The organism is Erwinia pyri, from assembly GCF_030758455.1.
In the GTDB taxonomy this organism is placed as follows: Bacteria; Pseudomonadota; Gammaproteobacteria; order Enterobacterales; family Enterobacteriaceae; genus Erwinia; species Erwinia pyri.
On sequence record NZ_CP132353.1, the window covers coordinates 3000104 to 3022490 of the forward strand.

The following is a 22387-nucleotide window of genomic DNA, read 5'->3' on the forward strand; positions in this document are numbered from 1 at the left end:
AGACTGTCACTATGCGCCTGATCCAACTCTCCAGGGAGTCCCTTAACTTTCCGCCGCCGGAAATGGCGCTGCGTGAACCTAACGGCCTGCTGGCTATGGGTGGCGATCTCAGCCCTGCTCGTCTGCTGAGTGCTTACCATCGCGGTATCTTTCCCTGGTTCTCGCCGGGCGATCCTATATTGTGGTGGTCACCCGACCCGCGTGCCGTGCTTTACCCTGAAAAGTTTCACCTCAGTCGCAGTATGAAGCGCTTTCATCAGCGCTCGCCCTACCGCGTCACGCTTAATGAAAATTTTTACGATGTGATTGAAGGCTGCGCCAGCGACCGTGAAGAAGGGACATGGATAACCCATGACGTGCGCCGGGCCTGGCTGAAGCTGTATGAAGCGGGCCATGCTCAGTCGATTGAAGTCTGGCATGAAAATGAACTGGTGGGGGGCATGTACGGTCTGGCGCTGGGTAAAATTTTCTGCGGTGAGTCGATGTTCAGCCGCCGCGAGAACGCCTCGAAAACGGCTCTGCTGGTTTTTAGCCGCTATTTTCAGCAGATAGGCGGAAAAGTGATCGACTGTCAGGTTCTTAATCCGCATACGGCTTCGCTGGGCGCAGAGGAGATTGCCCGCACAGACTATCTGCATGAGGTGAATTCGTTGGCAGATCAGCCGCTTGCAGAGAACTGCTGGCAGCCGCGCACCCTTTTTTAATGCTATTTTTTGATGTTTTCCACGCAAGCAGAGATAACAGTGATATAATATGCGCGTTTGGTATGTCGTCCGCCCTTCGCCTCCTGTTTGTGGCGAGCCGGGATTGGCCTGGCTGGGACTCTGTCACCGTTTGCATTGCGCACAGGAGCGAATGCGATACTCATTCTTAGCCCGCAATTCCCCCGCGCTGACGTCGATACACTACTCATTTTTATTTGTGAGCTTCTCTGCGCAAAGCGCGTAACAGAGGGGCCGATGCTGGTGAAATCACCAACAATTCTTTACATAATACTTGAAATTCGGCATTATCTTGCCGGTTCAAAACTAAGGTTGTAACACCTAGAGGATTCGATGGCCAAAGAAGACAATATTGAAATGCAGGGTACCGTACTGGATACGTTACCCAACACCATGTTCCGCGTCGAGTTAGAAAACGGACACGTGGTTACCGCTCACATCTCCGGTAAAATGCGCAAAAACTATATCCGCATCCTGACGGGCGACAAAGTCACTGTAGAGCTGACCCCGTACGACCTGAGCAAAGGCCGCATTGTCTTCCGTAGTCGCTAATTAGCATTCAGCCGTGCTGCCACCCGTTGCGCAGCACCCATAAAAAAAGGCCGGATTTTCATCCGGCCTTTTTCATATTCACCCAAGCTTAGTGCACTGAGCCTTCTGTCTTGCGCTTCTCGGCGCTGACAAACTGGTAGGTCAGCTCGTTGTTCTCTTTATCGAGCGCAACCGACACCGAACCGCCATCCACCAGTGAACCAAACAGCAGCTCGTTCGCCAGCGGTTTTTTCAGGCTTTCCTGCACGGTACGAGCCATTGGACGTGCGCCCATCGCTTTATCGTACCCTTTCGCTGCCAGCCAGTCGCGAGCCTCATCGCTGACTTCCAGCGAGACGCCTTTCGCATCCAGCTGCGCCTGCAGTTCGACAATAAACTTGTCGACCACCTGGTGAATAACCTCAGTATCGAGGTGTTTAAACCAGATAATATTGTCCAGACGGTTACGGAACTCAGGCGTAAAGATCTTTTTGATCTCTTCCATCGCATCAGTACTGTTGTCCTGATGGATCAGACCAATCGATTTACGCTCCGTTTCACGCACGCCGGCATTGGTAGTCATCACCACCACTACGTTACGGAAATCAGCTTTGCGGCCGTTGTTATCGGTCAGCATGCCGTTATCCATTACCTGCAGCAGAAGGTTGAAGACATCCGGGTGTGCTTTTTCGATCTCATCAAGCAGCACAACAGCGTGCGGATGTTTAATCACCGCATCCGTCAGCAGCCCGCCCTGATCGAAGCCCACATATCCCGGAGGCGCACCAATCAAACGGCTGACGGTGTGACGCTCCATATACTCTGACATGTCGAAACGCAGCAGCTCAATGCCCAGCGCCTTCGCCAGCTGAACCGTGACCTCTGTTTTACCCACACCGGTAGGTCCGGCAAACAGGAAAGAGCCCACAGGTTTACGATCCTGCCCCAAACCGGCACGGCTCATTTTGATCGCTTCGGTTAAGGCTTCAATCGCATTGTCCTGACCAAACACCAGCATTTTCAGGCGATCGCCCAGCGTTTTCAGCGTATCGCGGTCGGTAGCAGAGACACTCTTCTCTGGAATACGCGCGATGCGGGCTACCACAGATTCGATATCTGAAACGTTAACCGTTTTCTTACGCTTGCTGACCGGCATAAGACGTGCGCGTGCGCCCGCCTCATCAATGACGTCAATCGCCTTATCGGGCAGATGACGATCGTTGATATATTTCACCGCCAGCTCCACTGCCGCTCTTACCGCTTTAGCGGTATAACGAACGTCATGGTGCGCTTCGTACTTCGGTTTCAGGCCGTTCAGGATCTGTACCGTTTCATCCACTGAAGGTTCAGTGATGTCGATCTTCTGGAAACGACGAGCTAACGCCCGATCTTTTTCAAAGATATTGCTGAACTCCTGATAGGTGGTAGAACCCATCACGCGGATTTTCCCGCTGGAGAGCAACGGTTTAATCAGGTTTGCAGCATCAACCTGACCGCCAGAAGCGGCACCGGCACCGATGATGGTGTGGATCTCATCGATAAACAGAATGCTGCTATTATCCTGCTCAAGCTGTTTTAACAGCGCTTTGAAACGTTTTTCAAAATCACCACGGTACTTGGTACCCGCCAGCAACGAACCGATATCCAGCGAGTAAATCGTGGCATCTTTCATCACTTCCGGCACGTCGCCCTGCACAATGCGCCAGGCGAGACCTTCAGCAATGGCGGTTTTACCTACGCCAGACTCACCCACCAGCAGTGGGTTGTTTTTACGGCGACGGCAAAGTACCTGAACAGTACGCTCCAGTTCTTTCTCGCGCCCGATCAGTGGGTCTATCCCACCTACGCGAGCAAGCTGATTAAGATTGGTGGTGAAGTTTTCCATACGTTCCTCCCCGCCTGCTTGCTCTTCGTTAACCGGATTTTCCGCGCCAGAGGCCGGTCCCGGTTCATCTTTACGAGTGCCATGAGAAATGAAATTCACCACGTCAAGGCGGCTGACTTCATGCTTACGTAACAGGTACGCAGCCTGTGACTCCTGCTCGCTGAAAATGGCGACCAGGACGTTGGCACCAGCCACTTCGCTGCGGCCAGAGGACTGCACGTGAAAAACTGCGCGCTGCAAGACGCGTTGGAAACTGAGCGTCGGCTGAGTGTCGCGCTCTTCTTCGCTGACCGGCAAGACCGGGGTGGTTTGTTCGATGAAGGCTTCGAGTTCCTGCCGGAGAGCCACGATATCGACGGTACAGGCTTCCAGTGCCTCTCTGGCCGACGGGTTACTGAGCAGAGCCAGTAACAAATGCTCGACGGTCATAAACTCGTGTCGGTGCTCGCGCGCTCTGGCGAAAGCCATGTTTAAACTGAGTTCCAGTTCTTGATTGAGCATAGGCACCTCCCCCAATTATCGCCTTATTCAGGCTTTTTCCAGCGTACACAGCAACGGATGCTCGTTCTCCCTGGCATACTTGTTTACGTGAGCGACTTTGGTCTCTGCCACTTCGGCAGTAAAAACACCGCAGATCGCCTTTCCCTGGTAATGGACCGCAAGCATCAGTTGCGTTGCACGTTCAACATCATAAGAAAAGAACTTTTGCAGTACGTCAATAACAAATTCCATAGGTGTATAATCGTCATTGTTCAGAATAACTTTATACATCGAAGGCGGCTTAAGCCCTTCACGGAGCTTGTCATCTGCAAGGTGTTCAAAGTTAAGCCAATCGTTAGCGTTTCCCATACGTACCCAGTCTCGACTCGTTACTCGCTCAGGCCAGACTACCATTATTAAGGGTAAGTTTAACATGCCCAGAATGCTGGCCCACGCCGGTGATTTTTTGCAGTAAACTGCTGCTACGCGACCTCCATCACACTTTTGGCAATAGCGTTAACTGCCTCAAAGTTTGACGATTTCGTCCCCCTTCACACGTCCCATTTGCTTGACGCTCTATGCCATTTCTCTACAGTACAGGCATAGCTGAATGCGATTTAACCAGCTTAGAGGCTATACGCCTCGTCACCTCACTCATTCGACTGTCTTGCGAGGGATGTAGAAGCATGGAGACGGGTACTGTTAAATGGTTCAATAATGCCAAAGGCTTCGGCTTTATCTGTCCAGTCAGTGGCGGCGAGGATATCTTCGCGCACTACTCGACCATCCAGATGGATGGCTACAGAACGCTGAAAGCCGGGCAACAAGTCCAGTTTGATGTGCATCAGGGACCGAAGGGCAATCATGCCAGCCTCATTGTCCCTGTGGAAACGGAAATGGCAGTCAGTGCCTGACCCTTCCTCACCTCATTCTGAACAACCCTGCGGTAAAATGCCAGCCATGCACGCTGGCATTTTTATGGCTGACGTTCAGCGATTCTTTTAAGATTGGGCTGCTTCAATCCTTTTCAAGGGGAGCATTTAAGAAATTCCCCCCCTCTTTGATAACCCTGCCTGCCATGATAACGCTCTGTGCCATTCAGCTTATGCAGTAAATGCTCTATCCCTCACGCGGGTATGTTCACGGAAACATCTTATTAACATGCTTTACTCCGCCTGGGAATTTCGCTAGCTTGACGCCTCAATTTGTTTCCACGGACGACCAGCACCATGTATTCGGGACTGTTTATCATTCTTGTGCCTCTTATTGTGGGCTACCTTTTACCTGCCAGAAATCTCTCCTTGCTGCGACTGGTCAACAAGCTTCTTAGCTGGATGGTCTACGTTATTCTGTTTTTTATGGGCATCAGCCTGGCCTTCCTGGACGATCTCAGCCACAACCTGCTGGCTATTTTTCACTACTGTCTGGTGAGCGCATTCTGCATTCTGCTCTGCAACCTGCTGGCGTTGCGTCTGCTTGAGTCACGCCGCCCCTGGCTGCATCAGCATCGTCAGGAAGCCCTGCCCTCTCGTTTGCATATGGCGCTGGAGTCGCTGAAGCTGTGCGGCGTGGTGGTGGCTGGCTTTGCCCTGGGTCTCACGCAATGGACGCCGCTGACGTTTGCTTCCCTGGCCAGCGAATATGCGCTGCTGTTTCTGCTTTTTCTGGTCGGTCTGCAGCTGCGCGGCAGCGGCATGACCCTGCGTCAGATCTTACTGAACCGACGGGGAATGATGGTGGCGCTAACAGTTTTTGTCAGCGCGATGGCAGGCGGCCTGCTCGCTGCAATGGCGCTGGATCTGCCGTTGAAAACCGGTCTGGCGATCGCTTCAGGCTTTGGCTGGTATTCCCTTTCTGGCATTCTGATGACCGAATCCTTTGGTCCGGTAATCGGCAGCGCCGCCTTCTTTAACGATCTGCTGCGTGAGCTGCTGGCGATTATGTTAATTCCGGCACTGATAAGCCGCCATCGCTCAACTGCCCTTGGCCTGTGCGGCGCAACCTCAATGGACTTTACCCTGCCGGTCTTACAACGCAGCGGCGGCACGGAGATTGTGCCTGCGGCTATCGTTCATGGTTTTGTCCTCAGCCTGTTTGCCCCTGTTTTAATAGCCTTGTTCTCTTCCTGAGCCGTCTGGCAGCCTTCGGGCTGCCCGCCTCCCTCCTCTGCCCGGCCTGACAACGCTTCGCCTTCGACTATGCTTTACTCTGACAAATTTAAGCCAAACGGAGAAGGGCATGAAACAGACAGTAGCCGCGCTGGTGGCGAAGACTTTGGAAAACGCCGGGGTAAAACGTATTTGGGGAGTGACAGGAGACTCTCTGAACGGGCTGACCGACAGCCTGAATAAGATGGGCACTATCGAGTGGATGCCGACACGCCATGAGGAGGTGGCGGCGTTTGCTGCCGGCGCCGAGGCGCAAATCAGCGGTGAGCTGGCGGTGTGTGCTGGCTCCTGCGGGCCGGGAAACCTGCATCTCATTAATGGACTGTTCGACTGCCACCGCAACCGCGTACCGGTACTGGCGATTGCGGCACACATCCCCTCCAGTGAAATTGGCAGCGGCTATTTTCAGGAGACGCATCCGGAAGAGTTGTTCCGCGAGTGCAGCCATTATTGCGAGTTGGTTTCCAACCCTGAACAGCTGCCGCAGGTGCTGGGTATTGCGATGCGCAAGGCTATTCTGAACCGTGGCGTTTCCGTAGTGGTTTTGCCGGGCGACGTGGCGCTGAAGCTCGCGCCTGAAGCGGCAAAAGATAACTGGTATGCCCCGCAGTTACCCGTGATCCAGCCGCCTGTCGGTGAAATGGCAAAGCTGGCCGCATTACTTAATGACTCCCATAATATTACGCTGATGTGCGGCAGCGGCTGCGCCGGCGCCCATGCGGAAGTGGTAAAGCTGGCTGAAACGCTTAAAGCGCCAGTGGTCCATGCGCTGCGCGGTAAAGAGCACGTTGAGTATGATAACCCTTATGATGTGGGAATGACCGGGCTGATTGGCTTCTCTTCCGGCTATCACGCCATGATGAACGCCGACACGCTGCTGCTGCTTGGCACACAGTTCCCCTACCGCGCCTTTTATCCCGCGGACGCCAGAATCATTCAGATCGATATCAATCCCGGCAGCATTGGCGCTCACAGCCATGTTGATATGGCGCTTATTGGCGATATCAAAACCACCCTTTCGGCCCTGCTACCGCAGCTGGAAGTGAAGCACGATCGGGATTTCCTGGACAAAGCGCTGGAGCTCTATGTCGATGCGCGTAAGGAGCTTGACGATCTCGCTACGGCTAACGACAAGCAGGCTATTCACCCGCAATATGTTGCGCAGCAGCTCAGCCGCTATGCGGATGAGGATGCTATTTTCACCTGCGACGTCGGCACGCCAACCGTCTGGGCTGCCCGCTATCTCAGAATGAACGGCAAGCGGCGCCTGCTGGGTTCCTTTAACCACGGTTCAATGGCAAACGCCATGCCGCAGGCGCTTGGGGCACAGGCGGTAGATAAGCAGCGTCAGGTTATCGCGATGTGCGGCGACGGCGGCTTCAGCATGCTGATGGGTGATTTTCTCTCGGTGGCGCAGCTTAAGCTGCCGGTGAAGTTAGTGATATTTAATAACAGCGTGCTGGGCTTTGTGGCGATGGAGATGAAAGCCGGGGGCTACCTGACAGATGGCACCGACCTGGAAAATCCGAACTTTGCCGATATTGCTGCCGCCTGCGGCGTAAAAGGGATCCGCGTGGAGCGCGCTTCCGATCTGGATGCCGCCCTGCAGGAAGCGCTGGCTCACGACGGACCTGTACTGGTTGACGTGGTCACCGCGAAAGAGGAGCTGGCGATGCCGCCGCAAATCAAGATGGAGCAGGCCAAAGGTTTCAGTCTCTATATGCTGCGGGCGATCATCAATGGCCGCGGCGACGAAGTGGTTGAACTGGCAAAAACCAACTGGCTGCGGTAAAACATTTGCAGGTCTTTTTACGGACGCTACGGCGTCCGTTTTCATCAAAGGAGCGCAAGTGTGATTGATTTACGCAGTGATACGGTAACCCGCCCCAGCGCAGCAATGCTTTCTGCGATGATCTCCGCAGAAACCGGGGATGATGTCTATGGCGACGATCCAACCGTCAACGCGCTCGAAGCCAAAGCGGCAGCACTGAGCGGCAAAGAGGCGTCTCTCTTTTTACCTACCGGCACTCAGGCTAACCTGATTGCGCTTCTCTGCCACTGTCAGCGCGGCGAAGAGTATATCGTGGGTCAGCTTGCGCATAACTACAAATATGAGGCTGGCGGCGCGGCAGTCTTGGGGAGCATCCAGCCACAACCCATCCTGGCCGCCGCAGACGGTACGCTCCCGCTCGACGTGGTGGCGCAGTTCATCAAACCCGATGATTTCCATTTTGCGATCACCCGCCTGCTGAGCCTTGAGAATACGCACAACGGTAAGGTTTTGCCCCTCAGCTATTTACAGGAGGCCTGGGCCTTCACGCGAGAGCGTAAACTGGCGCTGCATATCGATGGCGCGCGTATTTTCAATGCGGCGGTGGAACTGGGCGTGGAGCTGAATGCGCTGACGCGCTACTGCGATACCCTGACGATCTGCCTGTCAAAAGGCTTAGGCACGCCGGTGGGTTCGCTGCTGTGTGGCAGTGCGGAGTTTATTCAGCGGGCACGCCGCTGGCGGAAGATGACCGGCGGCGCGATGCGTCAGTCTGGTATTCTTGCCGCAGCGGGCTTATATGCGCTGGAGCACAACGTGGCGCGGCTGAAAGAGGATCACGACAATGCGGCCTGGCTGGCAGAGCAGTTGCTGGCGATTGGCGTGGAGGTGTCGCGTCAGGATACCAATATGGTATTTGTCCGCCTGCCAGAAGCGCAAATTACTCCGCTCAGAGAGTGGATGAAGCAGCATGAGATCCTGATCAGCACCGGCGCAGTAACGCGGCTGGTTACCCATCTGGATATCGACCGTGCAGCACTGGAAACGCTGGTTGGCCAGTGGAAAGCCTTTTTGCACGCCCGGGCTTAATGTCTGCCGTCAGAGAGAGGCATCACTGGGCCGTGAAGATTAAATTTTTCAGCACTCTTCTTACCCCGCGCCATATTTCTCCAACAGCGCCTTCACGATAGCTTCACTTTCCGCGTCCGGCAGCCCCCGAAAGTCTGCCGCGCGGAAATGCATCTGAAAGGCGGCAATCACTTTCTGCTGTTCGCCTGGCGTCATTTCAGGTGAAGCCTGATAGCCATAAAGCGACAGCAGCGTTAACAGGTGGGCCTGATCCACCGGCTCTCCCGCCTCGCGCCCTGCCAGATAGAATTTTACACGTGATGCTTCAGGCCACGCGCCAATCCCCTGCTTTGCCAGCGCTTGCCAGGGAAAGAGCGGACCAGGATCCTGCTTACGCTGTGGCGCAATATCGCTGTGCCCCACCACATCCTGCGGCAGAATGTGGTAGCGCTGAATGATATCGCGCGCCAGCGGAGTGAGCGTGGCGATCTGCTGTCGGGCGAACGGAAACCAGACCTTGCCAGCCGCTGAGCGCTTATAGCCCTGGTTTTCCAGCTCGATGCCTACCGAAGTATCGTTCAGCCGCGTAGCCCCGCGCCAGAAGCTGGGGCCGGCATGCCAGGCCAGCTGGCTCTCCGGCACCAGGCGTAAGATTACCGGCTGACGCTGCTTCAGTTGAGGCGCGGCCGGAATAAGATAGTGGGCGCTGACGTCACGGTCGGTCAGCGTAGCCAGTGCCGAAGGGAAATCTTCAGCGGTGTAGTGCAAAACCAGCACCTTGATACGTGGCCGGGCGCCAAAGGCGGAATGGCGCGTATCCAGGGTGTAGCCCTGATGAGGCTCAAACCCGGATGGGCTACAGGCGCTCAGCAGCAGGGCCGCCGTCGCTAACGCTAACGCTTGCTTCATCAACTGATTTTGACTGCGGTGCCGGTGACGCTGACCATCAGCATGCTGCTATCTTTGCCTACCGTTTCGTAATCGATATCGATCCCTACTACGGCATTCGCCCCCAGCGCTTTCGCCTGCTCCTCCAGCTCGGCAAAAGCGATCTGACGCGCTTTACGCAGCTCTTTTTCATAGGCGCCGGAACGTCCGCCGACGATATCGCGGATACCGGCAAAAAAATCACGAAAGATATTGGCACCCAGAATAGCTTCGCCGGTCACCACGCCGCAGTAGTCGGTAATGGCGTGCCCTTCCAGGGTTGGGGTAGTGGAAAATTTCATTATCTGAGCTCCTTTTGCTGTTCTTTGGGAGTGTAGCCCTTCTGGTTAAGCAGAGCGGCTATACTTTATGCTAAAAACCGTCATCCAGAAACAATAAGGAAATCAAGATGAAATACCAAGCGATTGCTGCACTGGCTCCACTGGCGCTGCTGCTCAGCGCCTGTACCACCGTTGAACCCGCGTATAAGGACATTGGTACACGTATGGGTCCTTGTGTTGATGGCGGCCCCGATTCTGTTGCGCAGCAATTTTATGACCTGCGTATTCAGCAGCCGACTCAGGGTTTGCCTGGGGCAGAGCAGCTGGCAAAATATCGCCCGTATCTGAGCGATAAGCTTTACGCAACGCTGATGAAAGCCAACAGCGAGGGCAGTAAGGATAGTGACTTAAATCAGGGTGATATTTTTTCAAGCCTGGCCGCCGGCCCGACCTCGGCCAGCGTAGCGGACTCTTCGACCATTCCAAATACCGATGCGCGCAATATTCCGCTGCGCGTAACCCTGAGCCGCGATGGCAGCAACCCTGTCGAGTGGCAGGATGAAGTTTTAATGGTACGGGAAGGGACCTGCTGGAGCGTGGATGATGTGCGCTATGCCAGCCCCAATCCTCATCTGAAAGGCGGTTCGCTCAGCCAGCTTCTGCTGAAATAACGCTTTTCCCTCGTGCCATCTCAGGATGGCACGACCGCTTTCCGGCCTTGTCGCGCACAGTAACAAAAATCCTCAAACTGCACGATCATCTGCCACGCTTGCCGCTACCGGCGAGTCATAAAGTAATTTTCTCCGGCGATGATTGCATAAGTATGCCGTCAACGTTAAAATCCGCAGCATTAATTACTATTCACTTTTAGCGCATGAGTATTCAACTAAACGGTATTAACTGCTTTTACGGTGCCCATCAGGCGCTGTTCGACATTCAACTGGCGTGCCCGGAGGGCGAGACGCTGGTTCTGCTGGGTCCAAGCGGTGCCGGTAAGAGCTCTCTGCTGCGCGTATTAAACCTGCTGGAGATGCCGCGCTCCGGCACGTTGAGCATTGCAGGTCATCAGATCGACTTCAGTAAAAAACCTTCAGACGCCGCCATCCGTGAACTGCGGCAGAATGTAGGCATGGTTTTTCAGCAATACAACCTCTGGCCGCATCTGACCGTGATGCAGAATCTGATCGAGGCGCCCTGCCGTGTGCTGGGTTTAAGCAGGGAGCAGGCTCATGCCCGCGCCGGAAAGCTGCTCGATCGCCTGCGTCTGGTGAAATTTGCCGATCGCTTCCCGTTGCATCTGTCCGGCGGGCAGCAGCAGCGCGTGGCCATCGCCCGTGCGCTGATGATGGAACCGGCGGTCCTGCTCTTTGATGAACCTACTGCCGCCCTCGATCCGGAGATCACCGCCCAGATCGTTTCGATCATTCAGGAACTCTCCCAGACCAACATCACGCAGGTCATCGTGACGCACGAAGTGGAAGTGGCGCGTAAAACGGCCAGCCGCGTGGTCTATATGGAGAATGGTTACGTGGTCGAACAGGGTGATGCCAGCCGCTTTACACAGCCGCAAACCGACGCGTTTGCCAATTATCTATCGCACTAATGCAGGGTATAATGATGAAAAAAGTCGTACTTGCCGCACTGTTAGCGGGTTTAAGCCTGAGCGCAAGCGCCGCGCAGACCATCCGTTTTGCCACCGAAGCCTCCTATCCTCCGTTTGAATTTGTGGATTCTGATAACAAAATTCAGGGCTTTGATGTGGATCTGGCTAACGCGCTCTGCCGCGAAATGAACGCCACCTGCACCTTTACTAATCAGGCCTTCGACAGCCTGATCCCCAGCCTGAAATTCCGCCGTTTTGATGCGGTGATGGCCGGCATGGATATCACGCCTGAGCGCGAAAAGCAGGTGCTTTTCTCCAAAGCTTATTACGACAACTCCGCGCTGTTTATCGCCCAGAAAGGCAAAGTGGCCTCTGTTGACGCGCTGAAAGGCAAACGGGTTGGCGTGCAGAATGGCACCACTCACCAGAAATACCTGACCGAAAAACTCACTGGCGTAAACGCCATTCCCTACGACAGCTATCAGAATGCCATCCTCGACCTGAAAAATGGCCGTATTGATGCGGTATTTGGCGATACTGCAGTCGTTAACGAATGGCTGAAACAAAACAGCAATCTGGCTCCTGTAGGAGAGAAAGTGACCGACAAGGCTTACTTTGGCACGGGCCTGGGCATTGCCGTCCGTCAGGGCAACGCTGAACTGCAGAGCAAGTTCAATACCGCTCTGGAGAAAGTGAAAGCTGATGGCACTTACAAGACCATCTACAGCAAATGGTTCCAGCAGTAATACCTGAATGAATGAACTTTATCCTTTAGTAAGCGCCGCCGGTATGACCGTCGGCCTTGCCGTTTCTGCCCTGGTCGTGGGTCTGATACTGGCGATGATTTTCGCTGCCTGGGAATCAGCCCGCTGGCGGCCAGTTGCCTGGCTGGGCACCGGTCTGGTGATGCTGTTTCGCGGCCTGCCGGAAATTCTGGTTGTGCTGTTCGTCTATTTTGGCGCCTCGCAGCTGTTGCTGACCCTTTCTGACGGTTTTACCGTTAACCTGGGCGTGATCAGCTTCCCGGTACAGATAGCCATTGAAAATTTTGACGTCAGTCCGTTTCTTTGCGGAGTGATTGCGCTCTCCATTCTCTACGCTTCTTACGCGTCACAGACGCTGCGGGGCGCGCTGAAAGCGGTGCCCCAGGGGCAATGGGAATCTGGTCAGGCGCTGGGGATGAAAACGCCCGCCATCTTTTTCCGTCTGATTATGCCGCAGATGTGGCGACATGCGCTGCCAGGGTTGGGCAATCAGTGGCTGGTGTTACTGAAAGATACCGCCCTGGTGTCGCTGATCAGCGTGAACGATATTATGCTGCAGACCAAAAGTATTGCCGCCCGTACGCAGGAGCCGTTTACCTGGTATCTGATGGCCGCAGCCATTTATCTGGCGATCACGCTGCTGAGCCAGCAGGTATTAAAGCGAATTGATGCGCGTGCTACGCGGTTTGAGCAGGGGAATACCTGATGCTGAGCTATTTACCCGAGCTGCTTAAAGGGCTGCATACCAGCCTGACGCTGACGGTGGCCTCGCTGCTGCTGGCGCTGCTGCTGTCGCTTATTTTCACCGTGATTTTATCGCTGAAGGTGGCGGTATTGCAGCATGTTGTACGGGGTTATATCACCCTGTTTACCGGCACGCCGCTACTGGTACAGATATTCCTGATCTATTACGGTCCGGGGCAGTTTCCCTGGGTTCAGAGCATACCGTGGCTGTGGCATCTCCTGTCGCAACCCTGGCTTTGCGCGCTGCTGGCGCTCTCTCTTAACAGTGCCGCCTATACCACGCAGCTTTTTTATGGCGCGATGCGGGCGATACCCAAAGGGCAATGGGAGTCCTGCTCGGCGCTGGGTATGAACCGTAAAGAGACGCTGCGCATCCTGCTGCCCTTTGCGTTTAAGCGTGCCCTCTCCTCCTATTCAAACGAAGTCATCCTGGTGTTTAAAAGTACCTCTCTGGCTTATACCATCACGCTGATGGAAGTCATGGGGCATGGGCAACTGCTGTATGGCCGCACCTATGACGTCACCGTATTTGCTGCCGCAGGTCTGATTTATCTCTGCGTCAACGGCGTGCTCACCATGATGATGCGTCTTATTGAGCGTCGTGCACTGGCCTTCGAGCGTCGCAACTGAGTGCCAATGCCCGGGGAATCCTTCAGAAACAGCCCTTCTTTTACGGTTAATCAGCGGATAACCCCGGCTTCAGGAGCCTCATAATAGCCGGGTTAAGTGGCAGCAAGGACGGTACGTGATGCATAAGCTTGTTTTGACCCTTCTGATAACCTGGATTTGCGGCTACGCGCAGGCTGCCGAGCCTCTACGTTTTGCTTCTGTAGCAAATAATCCGCCCTTTGAGTTTATGAACTCAGATAATCAGCTGGTAGGATTTGATATCGATTTAGCGAAAGCTTTGTGTGAGCGCATGCAGCAGCAGTGTATTTTCACCAGTAATATTTTTGAGCATCTGCTCCCCTCACTAAAATTTCGCCGTTATGACGCGGTGATTTCCGGCCTGGATATCACGGAAGATCGCAAAACCCTCGTAGACTTTACCGACCCCTACTACAGCAACTCCGGTACGCTGGTGACGGCAAAGGGGCTTTACAGCAACATTGAGCAGCTGAAAGGCAAACGAGTCGGCATTGGTGCAGAAACGACCCAGCAGGCTTATTTAAAGACCGCGTGGCCTGAAATTGTGGCGGTGATTTATGATAATTACCAGAATGCGCTGCTGGATATGCGTAACGGCAGGCTGGATGGAATTTTTGGTGACACGCTGTCAGTACAGGAAGTGCTGAAATCCAATCCACAGCTGGGGAAAGTCGGTGCGCCCATCACCGACAGTCGTTATTTCGGTACCGGACTGGGGATTGCCGTCCGAAAAGGCAATAGTGAACTCAGGGAGAAGCTTAATAATGCGCTGCAAAGTCTGAAGGATGACGGTACGCTGCACCAGCTCAGCCTGCGCTGGTTTGATCCATCAGCTTAATCTTGCCTGCGCTGCAATAATGTCAGGACTTCGCTATGGGCCGTATGCGGGAACAGATCGAATAGCTGAACCCGCTCGGCCTGATATTCACTCAACCGCGCGATGTCGCTGGCCAGAGTCTCTGCATTGCAGCTTGAGTAGAGAATATAGGTGGGCGCCATGGTGCTGAGGTAGCGACAAAGCTCCTCACCAATGCCACGACGCGGTGGATTGACCAGCACCAGATCCGGAACCGCGCCCTCACCGGTAGCAAAAGCGGTGGAGTCCAGTGCGGCAAAGCTGACGTTACTCATCCCCATTTGATGGGCAGAACGCCGGGCGCAGGCGATAGCCTCAGCGCTGATTTCAATGCCGGTCAGCTTTATTTCTGGCGTGGCGCAGTGCAGCCCAAACCCACCTACTCCGCAAAACAGATCCCACATGCTGTGAATATGCAGCTCGCTTACCCAGCTGCGTGCGGTGGCATAGAGTTTCGCCGCTACTTCCGGATTGGTCTGGAAGAAGCTCTGCGGGCGTATCCACAGCGGCACATCGTTGAATTTTTCTGCAAGCGCCTGGTTTTCAGTCAGGGCTATTTCCCGCTCCCCTTCCAGAATAGCCATATGTACCGGCTGCAGATTAGCGGAGACCACGCTCAGTTCAGGTAGATCCTGCAGAAGAGCGGGCAATGCTCGTTTCACCTGTTCGAGTTTCGTTTCGGAGCGCAGCACGAAACGCAGCATCATCCCACCATCAAGCGTGCTTTGCGTCAGCAGAATGAACTTCAGCTCTCCCCGCTTACGCGCCACATTATAGGGCGTCAGGCCCGCCTGGGCGATAAAGGGCTTCAGCCGGGCAAAGACTTTCGCAAAACTGGCGGGATAGAGGGGGCAGCTACTTAAATCTACCGGCAGGCCATCACGGTGCATCAGCCCAAAGACCGGGCGCTCCACGCTGCCGCTGACCACCATTTTGGCTTTATGACGAAAGCCCTGTTGGGTTGAGACGACCGGCGGCAGCCAGGTTCCAACGCGTTGATCGGCCAGCAGTTGATGAAGCCGATCCTGTTTCTCGGTGAGCTGCCGGGAATAGGGAACGGTCAGCCACTGACAGGAGCGGCAGCGATCGGCGTCATAGAGAGCGCAGTGCATAATGAAGTTGATTAGTCCGTGAAACGAAAAACGGGCGGGGATTGTATCACTGCGGCATCACCGTTGCCGAAAAAATTGTCGACTCCCTGCGGGAACAAACAGCAGGAATACCAGCACTAAATCTGGCAGCTTCTGCACCATCAGCAGCGGGATCACCTGCGCGCTGTTTTCGCCATTAATGCTGAACAGTTCCGGGTAGATCCAGCCCATTGAGGCGCAGAACATGTAAAGCAGAGCGACAGTTTCAGCGGCGACAAAGCCCCAGCGCGCCCAGTTTCTGCCGCGCATCAGCGCCACGGCGCAGCGTAGTTCAAAGAAAAAGAGGAGCTGGCTGGCGATAAAGATCAGCGTTGAATCCCAGGCCTGAGCGCTGCGATAGACAAAACTGGTTATTCCCTCAACGCCTGCATCCTCTATCTGCAGGATCACGCTCAGCAGCCGCGTGGCGATAATGGCAATTGCCCCCACCAGCACCGGAACCGGCACTGATGATTCAGGCATCCCCTCACCTTCTCTGAGTACCTCTGACATAACCTTCTCCTGCCAACCACCCTTGATGCTCCATAACAGTGCGCGTGCGCCATCATGGGGTTCCACCTGCTTTAGCCATTACAGGCAAAAGAGCGGCGTGAATAATCAGCGAGTGCTTAATCATCACGATCTCATTAAATGAGCCGTCAGACAGAAGGATTTCTGCTTAAGCACTCTGTCGGCAGCACTTTCGTTTAATTGCCTCACTCTGGCATGAGCAGTGCAATTATTCTAAGTGACTCACCTTACAGGTTATTTTTAGCGCAATCAGGGGAATATATCCACCGGGGGAGTGCCCTTTTATCGCGTATTTAGCATTTTCTTTTTTTGGCTGGAGGTCAATTAATGCAGGACGAGGATTTTAACTCAGTGAGCAGGCGTTCCACAGGCTTCGGCGCTTATCTGGCGCTGCTGGTGGCGATATTATTTTTCTCCGGCCTCTTTTACAAGGTGGAGGGAATGAAGTGGCTTGGTGCCTTTGATTTCACCACGCTGGGCGGAAAATTCGGCAGTATCAAAGATGCCGCTACGACCTTTGTTGGCGAAGGAGGCGCAGGCGCCAAAGCGGGCTTCCTGTTTGCCTTGTCGCTGGTGCCTACAGTGATGCTGGCGTTAGGGCTGCTGGAGATTTTTACCCATTACGGCGCAATACGCGCCGCGCATAAACTCCTCACGCCGCTGCTGAAACCTGTTTTGGGCATTCCCGGTCGCTGCGGGCTGGCTCTGATTACGGATCTGCAGAGTACTGATGCCGGCGCCGCCTTAACCAAAGAACTTTATGATGAAAAGCAAATCTCCAAAAAAGATGTGGTGATTATGGCCGCCTGGCAATATTCCGGTGCCGGGCTGATCAATAACTATTTCGCCATCGGTTCTGCGCTGTTTGTTTCCTTATCGGTTCCCGTACTGATCCCGCTAGTGGTGATGTTTGTGCTCAAATTTGTTGGGGCCGCTCTGGTGCGGCTGATATTGAATACCCTGTATAAAAGAGATTTCCCACATGCAGAATAAACCGCTTACCAGTCAGAACCCTTTTGATATCTTTGTTATTGGTGCGCGTAAAGGTTTCCATATCGCCATCCATAATTTAATGCCTAACGTGGTGATGGCCTATGTGATTGCTGAAATGCTAAATTTGCTGGGCATTATGGGGTTTATAGGGCAGATTTTCGCACCGGTAATGGGCGTTTTTGGCCTGCCGGGAGAGGCGATTACCGTGCTGCTTACCGCCTGGCTCTCCTCTTCCGCAGGCACCGGCGTTGCGGTGAGCCTGCTGGCCAAAGGCGTGCTGAGCGGAGCGGATATCACCATCCTGGCACCCGCCATTTTTCTGATGGGTTCCCAGCTGCAGTATATGGGGCGGCTGCTAGGCGTGTCGGACGTGCCGAAAAAATACTGGCCCCTGCTGATGGTAACCAGCATTGTTAATGCGGCGATCTCAATGTTAATAATGCGAGTCGTAGCCTGATTCTTGATAAATGGAGTGTTTAACGTGTTAAAAGTTTTGGAACATTACGCTTATTTGCATGAGATCCCGGAACTGGGGTTTCAGGAATTTAAAACGTCGGCCTATATCAGCAGTCAGTTGAAAGAGGCAGGCTACGCGGTTCAGGATAACTTCAACGCCACTACCGGCATCGTCGCGGTACTCGATAGCGGCTTGCCGGGGCCAACGCTCGCCCTGCGAGCGGATATGGATGCGCTGGGACATGTGATCAATGGCGAAGCCTGCGCACGACATACCTGTGGGCATGATGGCCACTCGTCGGTGGTGCTGACCGCCGCGCAGGAGCTGATTGCTGAAGGTGCAGTGAAGAAAGGACGTCTGAAAGTTATTTTTCAGCCCGCTGAAGAGCTGGGCACAGGCGCACTGGCGATGATCGCCGGCGGCGCTATAGATAATGTGGATATGATCCTCGGCTTCCATCTGCGGCCTGCAGAAGAGTGTGCCGTGGGTACCGCTATTCCGGCCGTCTACTACTCCGCCTGCGTGACTGTTGAAGTAACAGTGCGTGGACAAACAGCGCACGGCGCTCGTCCTCATCTGGGCATCAATGCGCTGGATGCCGCCGTGAGTGCGGTTCAGGCCGTTAACGCGGTGCATATGGCGCCGGGGAAAAGCTGGAGCGCCAAAGCGACGCGCTTCCTGTGTGATGCAGGTGTGACCAACTCGATTCCAGATGAAGCACGCGTGGTGTTCGATCTGCGTGCCGCTGAAAACGAAGATATGGAAGTATTAAAAGCGCGCGTGGAGAGAGCGATTCAGCACAGCGTGGCGGCGTATGGCGCAACAGCTGAGATTATGGTGCTGAAATCGATGCCAGCCGCTGAAATTGATCAGGAGATGACGACGTTAATTTCTGAGTCGATTAAAGAGGTGCTGGGGGAAGAGGCGCTGATGCCGGTGCGCTCCACACCTGGCAGCGAAGATTTCTTCCACTATGCCGTTGAGCGCCCTCATGTGAAGTCGGGTTTCTGGGGCTTAGGCACCGGGCTGGTACCGGGTCTGCATCATCCCGATATGCATTTTGATCTCAATTCGCTCCCGGTTGGGATCCGCATATTCAAGGCCTGCGTGAAGAAAGTGCTGGGTTGAGGGCACGTTGTCTGAGGGGCGATGCGCTGGTCAGAGTGAGAGGAAGAGCACGTTGTCTGATGGTTCACTGTTCTGGTCCGTGGAAGCAGAAGGGCACGTTGTCTGATGATTCTGTTTTCTAATAAGGGCACGTTGGCTGGAAGGCAGGGTAATACGGTCAGGGAGAGGGGGCTGAACACAAAAACGCCGTGAAATCATCCCTGATGGCTGCGAAGCGGCGTCCATGCCGCTTAGCTTTTGCTTATCAGCCCCCTCTCCCTTCCCCTCAACTTTGGTGTTGCCTGCCAGAGAAAACCAAACCGGCTTCTAAATCCAAATCCAGCAGTAAGTCTGGTTTTGACCCGTGTGAACATTGAAATCGAAGACAACATCGTATGTTCTGGGTGGCACCATAGAGCACGTTAGCCGAGTGTATGCCGCAGGGATGCGGCATCCAAGACTACATGGACGTATTTACGGCGTCTCGGATAAGGTGCTCTATGGTGACGCCTTTCCACCGCGCCCGGTTTTGACCTGTGTGAGCGCTAAGCCCACCAACAACGCTGAATTTAAGGGGTGACGCCTTTTCACCGCGCCCGGTTTTGACCTGTGCGAACACTGAACTCACCAATAACGCTGAATTTAACGGGTGGCAGCTTTCTGCCACCCGTCACGCGCATCAATGCCCGCCGCGCGCCTTCTGAATATCCTTCAGCCGCTGCTTCTCTTCATGCGCCATAAAGCGCCAGGCGATAAAGCCAACGATCCCCACAACGAACAGAATCAACGAAGCCAGCGCATTGATCTCTGGATTCACCCCGCGCCGCACGGTGGCAAAAATTTGCATCGGCAGCGTGGTTGCGCCCGGCCCGGTGACGAAACTGGAAATCACCAGATCGTCCAGCGATAGCGTAAACGCGAGCAGCCAGCCGGTGACGATGGCTGGGGCGATCATCGGCACGGTAATCACGAAAAAGACCTTCAGCGGCGTTGCACCCAGATCCATTGCCGCCTCTTCAATCGAGCGATCCAACTCGCGGAGACGTGAGTTGATCACCACCGCCACATAGGCGGTACAGAAGGTGACGTGCGCCAGCCAGATGGTCAGCATGCCGCGATCGGCAGGCCAGCCGAAAGTATTGCCCATCGCCACAAACAGCAGCAGCAGCGAAAGCCCGGTGATCACATCCGGCATCACCAGCGGCGCAGTCAGCATAAAGGCGAAGCCCGTAGAACCTTTAAAACGACCGAAGCGCACGATCACCACTGCGGCTATCGTACCCAAAACCGACGCGGCCGTTGCTGCCAGAGCTGCAATAGTCAGACTCAGCGTCACAGCACTTATCATCGCGTCATCATGGAACAACACGTTGTACCAGTGCAGGGAGAAACTTTCCCACGCCGCAAGCTGAGAGGAGTTAAAGGAGTAGATAACCAGCAGCGCCATCGGTGCGTACAGGAAGAAAAAGCACACCACCAGGATCGCCGTGCGCCACGGAGAACGGATTGTAGGTAACGTAGTCATTCCTTCTCCCCCAACTCTTTATTCTGATGCTTGTGGAACCAGATAATCGGCAGGATCAAAATCAGCAAAATAATAACTGCCAGCGCAGAGGCCACCGGCCAGTCACGGTTATTAAAGAATTCCTGCCAGAGCACGCGACCAATCATGATGCTGTCCGGACCGCCTAACAGCTCCGGGATCACATATTCGCCGACCGCCGGAATAAAGACCAGCATGGAGCCTGCGATAATGCCGCCTTTGGTCAGCGGCACGATAACGCTGAAGAACGTTTTCAGCGGGCGCGCGCCCAGATCAAGAGAAGCTTCCACCAGTGAATAGTCGATGCGGGTTAATGCTGTGTATATCGGCAGCACCATAAACGGCAGATAGCAGTAAACAATGCCTATATAGACCGCCAGATTGGTGTAGAGGATCGCCACAGGATGATCGATAACGCCGGTCCAGATCAGGAAGCGATTAAGAATGCCGTTATCATTCAGGATCCCCATCCAGGCATAGACGCGCACCAGAAAAGAGGTCCAGGAAGGCAGGATCACCAATAACAATAAAATATTACGCGTTGAGGGCGAACTGTGCGCTACTGCCCAGGCAAGCGGATAACCTATCAGCAGACAGATAATTGTCGAGATCGCCGCCACCTGCAGGGAGTGCAGATAAGCGTCAACGTAGAGCGGATCGTCAGTCAGCGTGATGTAGTTGCCCAGATTCATCACCATCGTCAGCTGCCCGTCTGCCCAGGTCACCAGATCGGTATAGGGCGGAATAGCGCGGGCAATATCCGCAAAGCTGATTTTCAGTACGATCAAAAAGGGCAGCAGGAACAGCAGGATCAGCCACAGATAAGGCAGTGCGATAACCAGCTTACGCCCCTGCTTCATCTGTAACTTGCCCAGAAACAGGCTGAACACGCCTGATTTGCGGGTTGGCGGCTCGCTGGCGCCTGAAGAATGTTGACTCATAACTCCCCCACTAAACCGTCAGAACCACGCAGCTGTCCGCTTCCCAGCAGAGATGGATTTCATCTCCCCAGGTCGGCATGCCCTTGCGAAAGCGCCAGCTATTTTGCAACTGGGCACTGATCATCTGGCCGCTGTGCAGCCGCACATGATAGATGGAAAGGTCGCCCAGATAGGCGATATGCACCACTTCACCTACCGCAAAGTTACAGCCATCCGCAGGCACTTCCTCGCACAGCATTACTTTTTCCGGCCGCAGGGCAACGTGTACCGGCACGCCATCCATCACCGAAGCGTCAGAATCGACCTTCAGAGGATGAATCAGCCCCGGACTGGCGATCACCAGTCCGTCAGCCTGACGTTCGCGCAGCACCCCTTCGAACAGATTAACTGAACCGATAAACTCCGCGCTGTAACGGGTAGTCGGATGCTCGTAAATCTCCTCTGGCTCGCCAATCTGCACGAATTTGCCCCGGTTCATAATGGCAATGCGTCCGGCCATCGTCATCGCTTCTTCCTGATCGTGCGTTACCATTACGCAGGTTGCGCCCACGCGCTCAAGAATATCGACCACTTCCAGCTGCATCCTGTCGCGCAGTTTTTTATCCAGCGCGCCCATGGGTTCATCAAGCAGCAGTAGTTTTGGCCGTTTAGCCAGACTGCGGGCCAGCGCCACGCGCTGCCGCTGTCCACCGGAAAGCTGATGCGGCTTGCGTTTGGCATACTCCTGCATGTGCACCAGCGTCAGCATCTCTGCCACGCGGCTGGCGATCTCATTTTTCGGCAGGCGATCCTGCTTCAGGCCAAAGGCGATATTCTGCTCCACCGTCATGTGGGGGAACAGCGCATAGGACTGAAACATCATATTGATCGGTCGCTGATAAGGCGGCACGTGAGAAAGATCCTGACCATCAAGCATGATCTGCCCGGACGTCGGCGGCTCAAACCCTGCCAGCATGCGCAGCAGCGTCGACTTTCCGCAGCCGGAGGCCCCCAGCAGGGCAAAAATTTCGCCTTTGTAAATCGTCAGATTGACATCATCAACCGCATGCTGACCATCAAAGGACTTGGTCAGGTTGCGGATCTCAAGCAGCGGCGTCAGGGCTTTGCCAGCTTTTTGTTGCGGACGGGCGGTTGCGTCGTTCACTACCATTACTCTCCGGCGCTTAACGGAATATGGCTACCAGGCCATATAAAAGACAAAACAGAGGCCGGGGAAAGCGCCTCTGTTGCTTAATCA

24 protein-coding genes are annotated in these 22387 nt (G+C 54.5%); 15 read left to right on the forward strand and 9 right to left on the reverse strand.

From position 1 onward, the window contains the following. Positions 1–11: 11 nt before the first annotated feature. Both aat and infA read left to right on the forward strand, forming a co-directional pair. Entirely contained in the window at positions 12–704 is a 693-nt protein-coding gene (aat, locus tag Q3V30_RS14125) for a leucyl/phenylalanyl-tRNA--protein transferase (protein ID WP_306206617.1), read from the forward strand. Between the two features lie 351 nt (positions 705–1055). Then, entirely contained in the window at positions 1056–1274 is a 219-nt protein-coding gene (infA, locus tag Q3V30_RS14130) for a translation initiation factor IF-1 (RefSeq protein ID WP_002211347.1), read from the forward strand. 88 nt (positions 1275–1362) lie between these two features. On the opposite strand, the gene clpA is transcribed toward infA, so the two are convergent. Next, positions 1363–3639: an ATP-dependent Clp protease ATP-binding subunit ClpA gene (gene clpA / locus Q3V30_RS14135; protein ID WP_306206618.1), complete on the reverse strand. Its 2277-nt coding sequence runs from the start codon at positions 3637–3639 to the stop codon at positions 1363–1365. Between the two features lie 27 nt (positions 3640–3666). Then, positions 3667–3987 (reverse strand): ATP-dependent Clp protease adapter ClpS, encoded by a 321-nt coding sequence (gene clpS, locus Q3V30_RS14140; protein WP_306206619.1) that lies wholly within the window; start codon positions 3985–3987, stop codon positions 3667–3669. A 317-nt stretch (positions 3988–4304) separates the two neighbouring features. Here clpS and cspD point away from each other — a divergent pair, with 317 nt between their 5' ends. From cspD to ltaE, 4 genes are all read left to right on the forward strand, one after another. After that, a complete protein-coding gene (gene cspD, locus Q3V30_RS14145) occupies positions 4305–4532 on the forward strand; it encodes a cold shock-like protein CspD (protein WP_306206620.1) in 228 nt (75 codons plus the stop codon). Between the two features lie 315 nt (positions 4533–4847). After that, the gene (locus Q3V30_RS14150) at positions 4848–5747 is read left to right on the forward strand and encodes a LysO family transporter (protein WP_306206621.1); all 900 of its coding nucleotides are present in this window, start codon (positions 4848–4850) and stop codon (positions 5745–5747) included. A 109-nt stretch (positions 5748–5856) separates the two neighbouring features. Next, positions 5857–7578 (forward strand): ubiquinone-dependent pyruvate dehydrogenase, encoded by a 1722-nt coding sequence (gene poxB, locus Q3V30_RS14155; protein WP_306206622.1) that lies wholly within the window; start codon positions 5857–5859, stop codon positions 7576–7578. A gap of 60 nt (positions 7579–7638) precedes the next feature. Continuing rightward, on the forward strand, positions 7639–8646 hold the full coding sequence (gene ltaE / locus Q3V30_RS14160; RefSeq protein ID WP_306206624.1) for a low-specificity L-threonine aldolase: 1008 nt from the start codon (positions 7639–7641) through the stop codon (positions 8644–8646). Between the two features lie 60 nt (positions 8647–8706). Here the strand turns inward: ltaE and Q3V30_RS14165 are convergent, their stop codons facing one another. Next, positions 8707–9534: an N-acetylmuramoyl-L-alanine amidase gene (locus tag Q3V30_RS14165; RefSeq protein WP_306206626.1), complete on the reverse strand. Its 828-nt coding sequence runs from the start codon at positions 9532–9534 to the stop codon at positions 8707–8709. Beyond that, positions 9534–9854, reverse strand: coding sequence for a heavy metal-binding domain-containing protein (locus Q3V30_RS14170; protein ID WP_306206628.1), 321 nt, complete (start codon positions 9852–9854; stop codon positions 9534–9536). The genes Q3V30_RS14165 and Q3V30_RS14170 overlap by 1 nt, the downstream gene beginning before the upstream one ends. A gap of 107 nt (positions 9855–9961) precedes the next feature. On the opposite strand from Q3V30_RS14170, the gene Q3V30_RS14175 reads away from it, so the two are divergent. The 6 genes from Q3V30_RS14175 (at position 9962) to Q3V30_RS14200 (ending at position 14430) form a co-directional block, all read left to right on the forward strand. Next, positions 9962–10504: a lipoprotein gene (locus Q3V30_RS14175; protein WP_306206630.1), complete on the forward strand. Its 543-nt coding sequence runs from the start codon at positions 9962–9964 to the stop codon at positions 10502–10504. A 203-nt stretch (positions 10505–10707) separates the two neighbouring features. Then, a complete protein-coding gene (artP, locus tag Q3V30_RS14180) occupies positions 10708–11436 on the forward strand; it encodes an arginine ABC transporter ATP-binding protein ArtP (protein ID WP_306206632.1) in 729 nt (242 codons plus the stop codon). A 14-nt stretch (positions 11437–11450) separates the two neighbouring features. Further along, the gene (artJ, locus tag Q3V30_RS14185) at positions 11451–12182 is read left to right on the forward strand and encodes an arginine ABC transporter substrate-binding protein (RefSeq protein WP_306206634.1); all 732 of its coding nucleotides are present in this window, start codon (positions 11451–11453) and stop codon (positions 12180–12182) included. A gap of 7 nt (positions 12183–12189) precedes the next feature. Next, positions 12190–12906: an arginine ABC transporter permease ArtQ gene (artQ, locus tag Q3V30_RS14190; RefSeq protein ID WP_306206635.1), complete on the forward strand. Its 717-nt coding sequence runs from the start codon at positions 12190–12192 to the stop codon at positions 12904–12906. Continuing rightward, positions 12906–13574, forward strand: coding sequence for an arginine ABC transporter permease ArtM (artM, locus tag Q3V30_RS14195; RefSeq protein ID WP_306206637.1), 669 nt, complete (start codon positions 12906–12908; stop codon positions 13572–13574). The genes artQ and artM overlap by 1 nt, the downstream gene beginning before the upstream one ends. 118 nt (positions 13575–13692) lie before the next feature. Continuing rightward, complete coding sequence (locus Q3V30_RS14200) at positions 13693–14430, forward strand: transporter substrate-binding domain-containing protein (protein ID WP_306206639.1); 738 nt, start codon at positions 13693–13695, stop codon at positions 14428–14430. On the opposite strand, the gene rlmC is transcribed toward Q3V30_RS14200, so the two are convergent. Together rlmC and Q3V30_RS14210 are read right to left on the reverse strand one after the other, a co-directional pair. Further along, positions 14427–15560, reverse strand: coding sequence for a 23S rRNA (uracil(747)-C(5))-methyltransferase RlmC (gene rlmC, locus Q3V30_RS14205; protein ID WP_306206641.1), 1134 nt, complete (start codon positions 15558–15560; stop codon positions 14427–14429). The genes Q3V30_RS14200 and rlmC overlap by 4 nt on opposite strands. Positions 15561–15617: 57 nt before the next feature. Then, a complete protein-coding gene (locus tag Q3V30_RS14210) occupies positions 15618–16091 on the reverse strand; it encodes a YbjO family protein (RefSeq protein ID WP_306206643.1) in 474 nt (157 codons plus the stop codon). Positions 16092–16436: 345 nt separating this feature from the next. Between Q3V30_RS14210 and Q3V30_RS14215 the strand changes: the two genes are divergently transcribed. The 3 genes from Q3V30_RS14215 to Q3V30_RS14225 are packed head-to-tail and all read left to right on the forward strand — an operon-like array spanning position 16437 to position 18687. Further along, positions 16437–17102 (forward strand): nucleoside recognition domain-containing protein, encoded by a 666-nt coding sequence (locus Q3V30_RS14215; protein ID WP_306206645.1) that lies wholly within the window; start codon positions 16437–16439, stop codon positions 17100–17102. Beyond that, entirely contained in the window at positions 17092–17559 is a 468-nt protein-coding gene (locus Q3V30_RS14220) for a YjiG family protein (RefSeq protein WP_306206647.1), read from the forward strand. The genes Q3V30_RS14215 and Q3V30_RS14220 overlap by 11 nt, the downstream gene beginning before the upstream one ends. 24 nt (positions 17560–17583) lie before the next feature. Continuing rightward, positions 17584–18687 (forward strand): M20 peptidase aminoacylase family protein, encoded by a 1104-nt coding sequence (locus tag Q3V30_RS14225; RefSeq protein ID WP_306206649.1) that lies wholly within the window; start codon positions 17584–17586, stop codon positions 18685–18687. A 658-nt stretch (positions 18688–19345) separates the two neighbouring features. Here Q3V30_RS14225 and potI read toward each other — a convergent pair. From potI to potG, 3 genes are read right to left on the reverse strand one after another with little or no spacing between them, the layout of a single operon-like run. Beyond that, the gene (potI, locus tag Q3V30_RS14230; protein ID WP_306206651.1) at positions 19346–20191 is read right to left on the reverse strand and encodes a putrescine ABC transporter permease PotI; all 846 of its coding nucleotides are present in this window, start codon (positions 20189–20191) and stop codon (positions 19346–19348) included. Next, positions 20188–21150 carry a putrescine ABC transporter permease PotH gene (gene potH, locus Q3V30_RS14235; protein ID WP_306206653.1) on the reverse strand — a complete coding sequence of 321 codons (963 nt, stop codon included), beginning with the start codon at positions 21148–21150 and terminating at the stop codon, positions 20188–20190. The genes potI and potH overlap by 4 nt, the downstream gene beginning before the upstream one ends. A gap of 10 nt (positions 21151–21160) precedes the next feature. Continuing rightward, entirely contained in the window at positions 21161–22294 is a 1134-nt protein-coding gene (gene potG, locus Q3V30_RS14240; protein ID WP_306213212.1) for a putrescine ABC transporter ATP-binding subunit PotG, read from the reverse strand. Between the last annotated feature and the right edge of the window lie 93 nt (positions 22295–22387).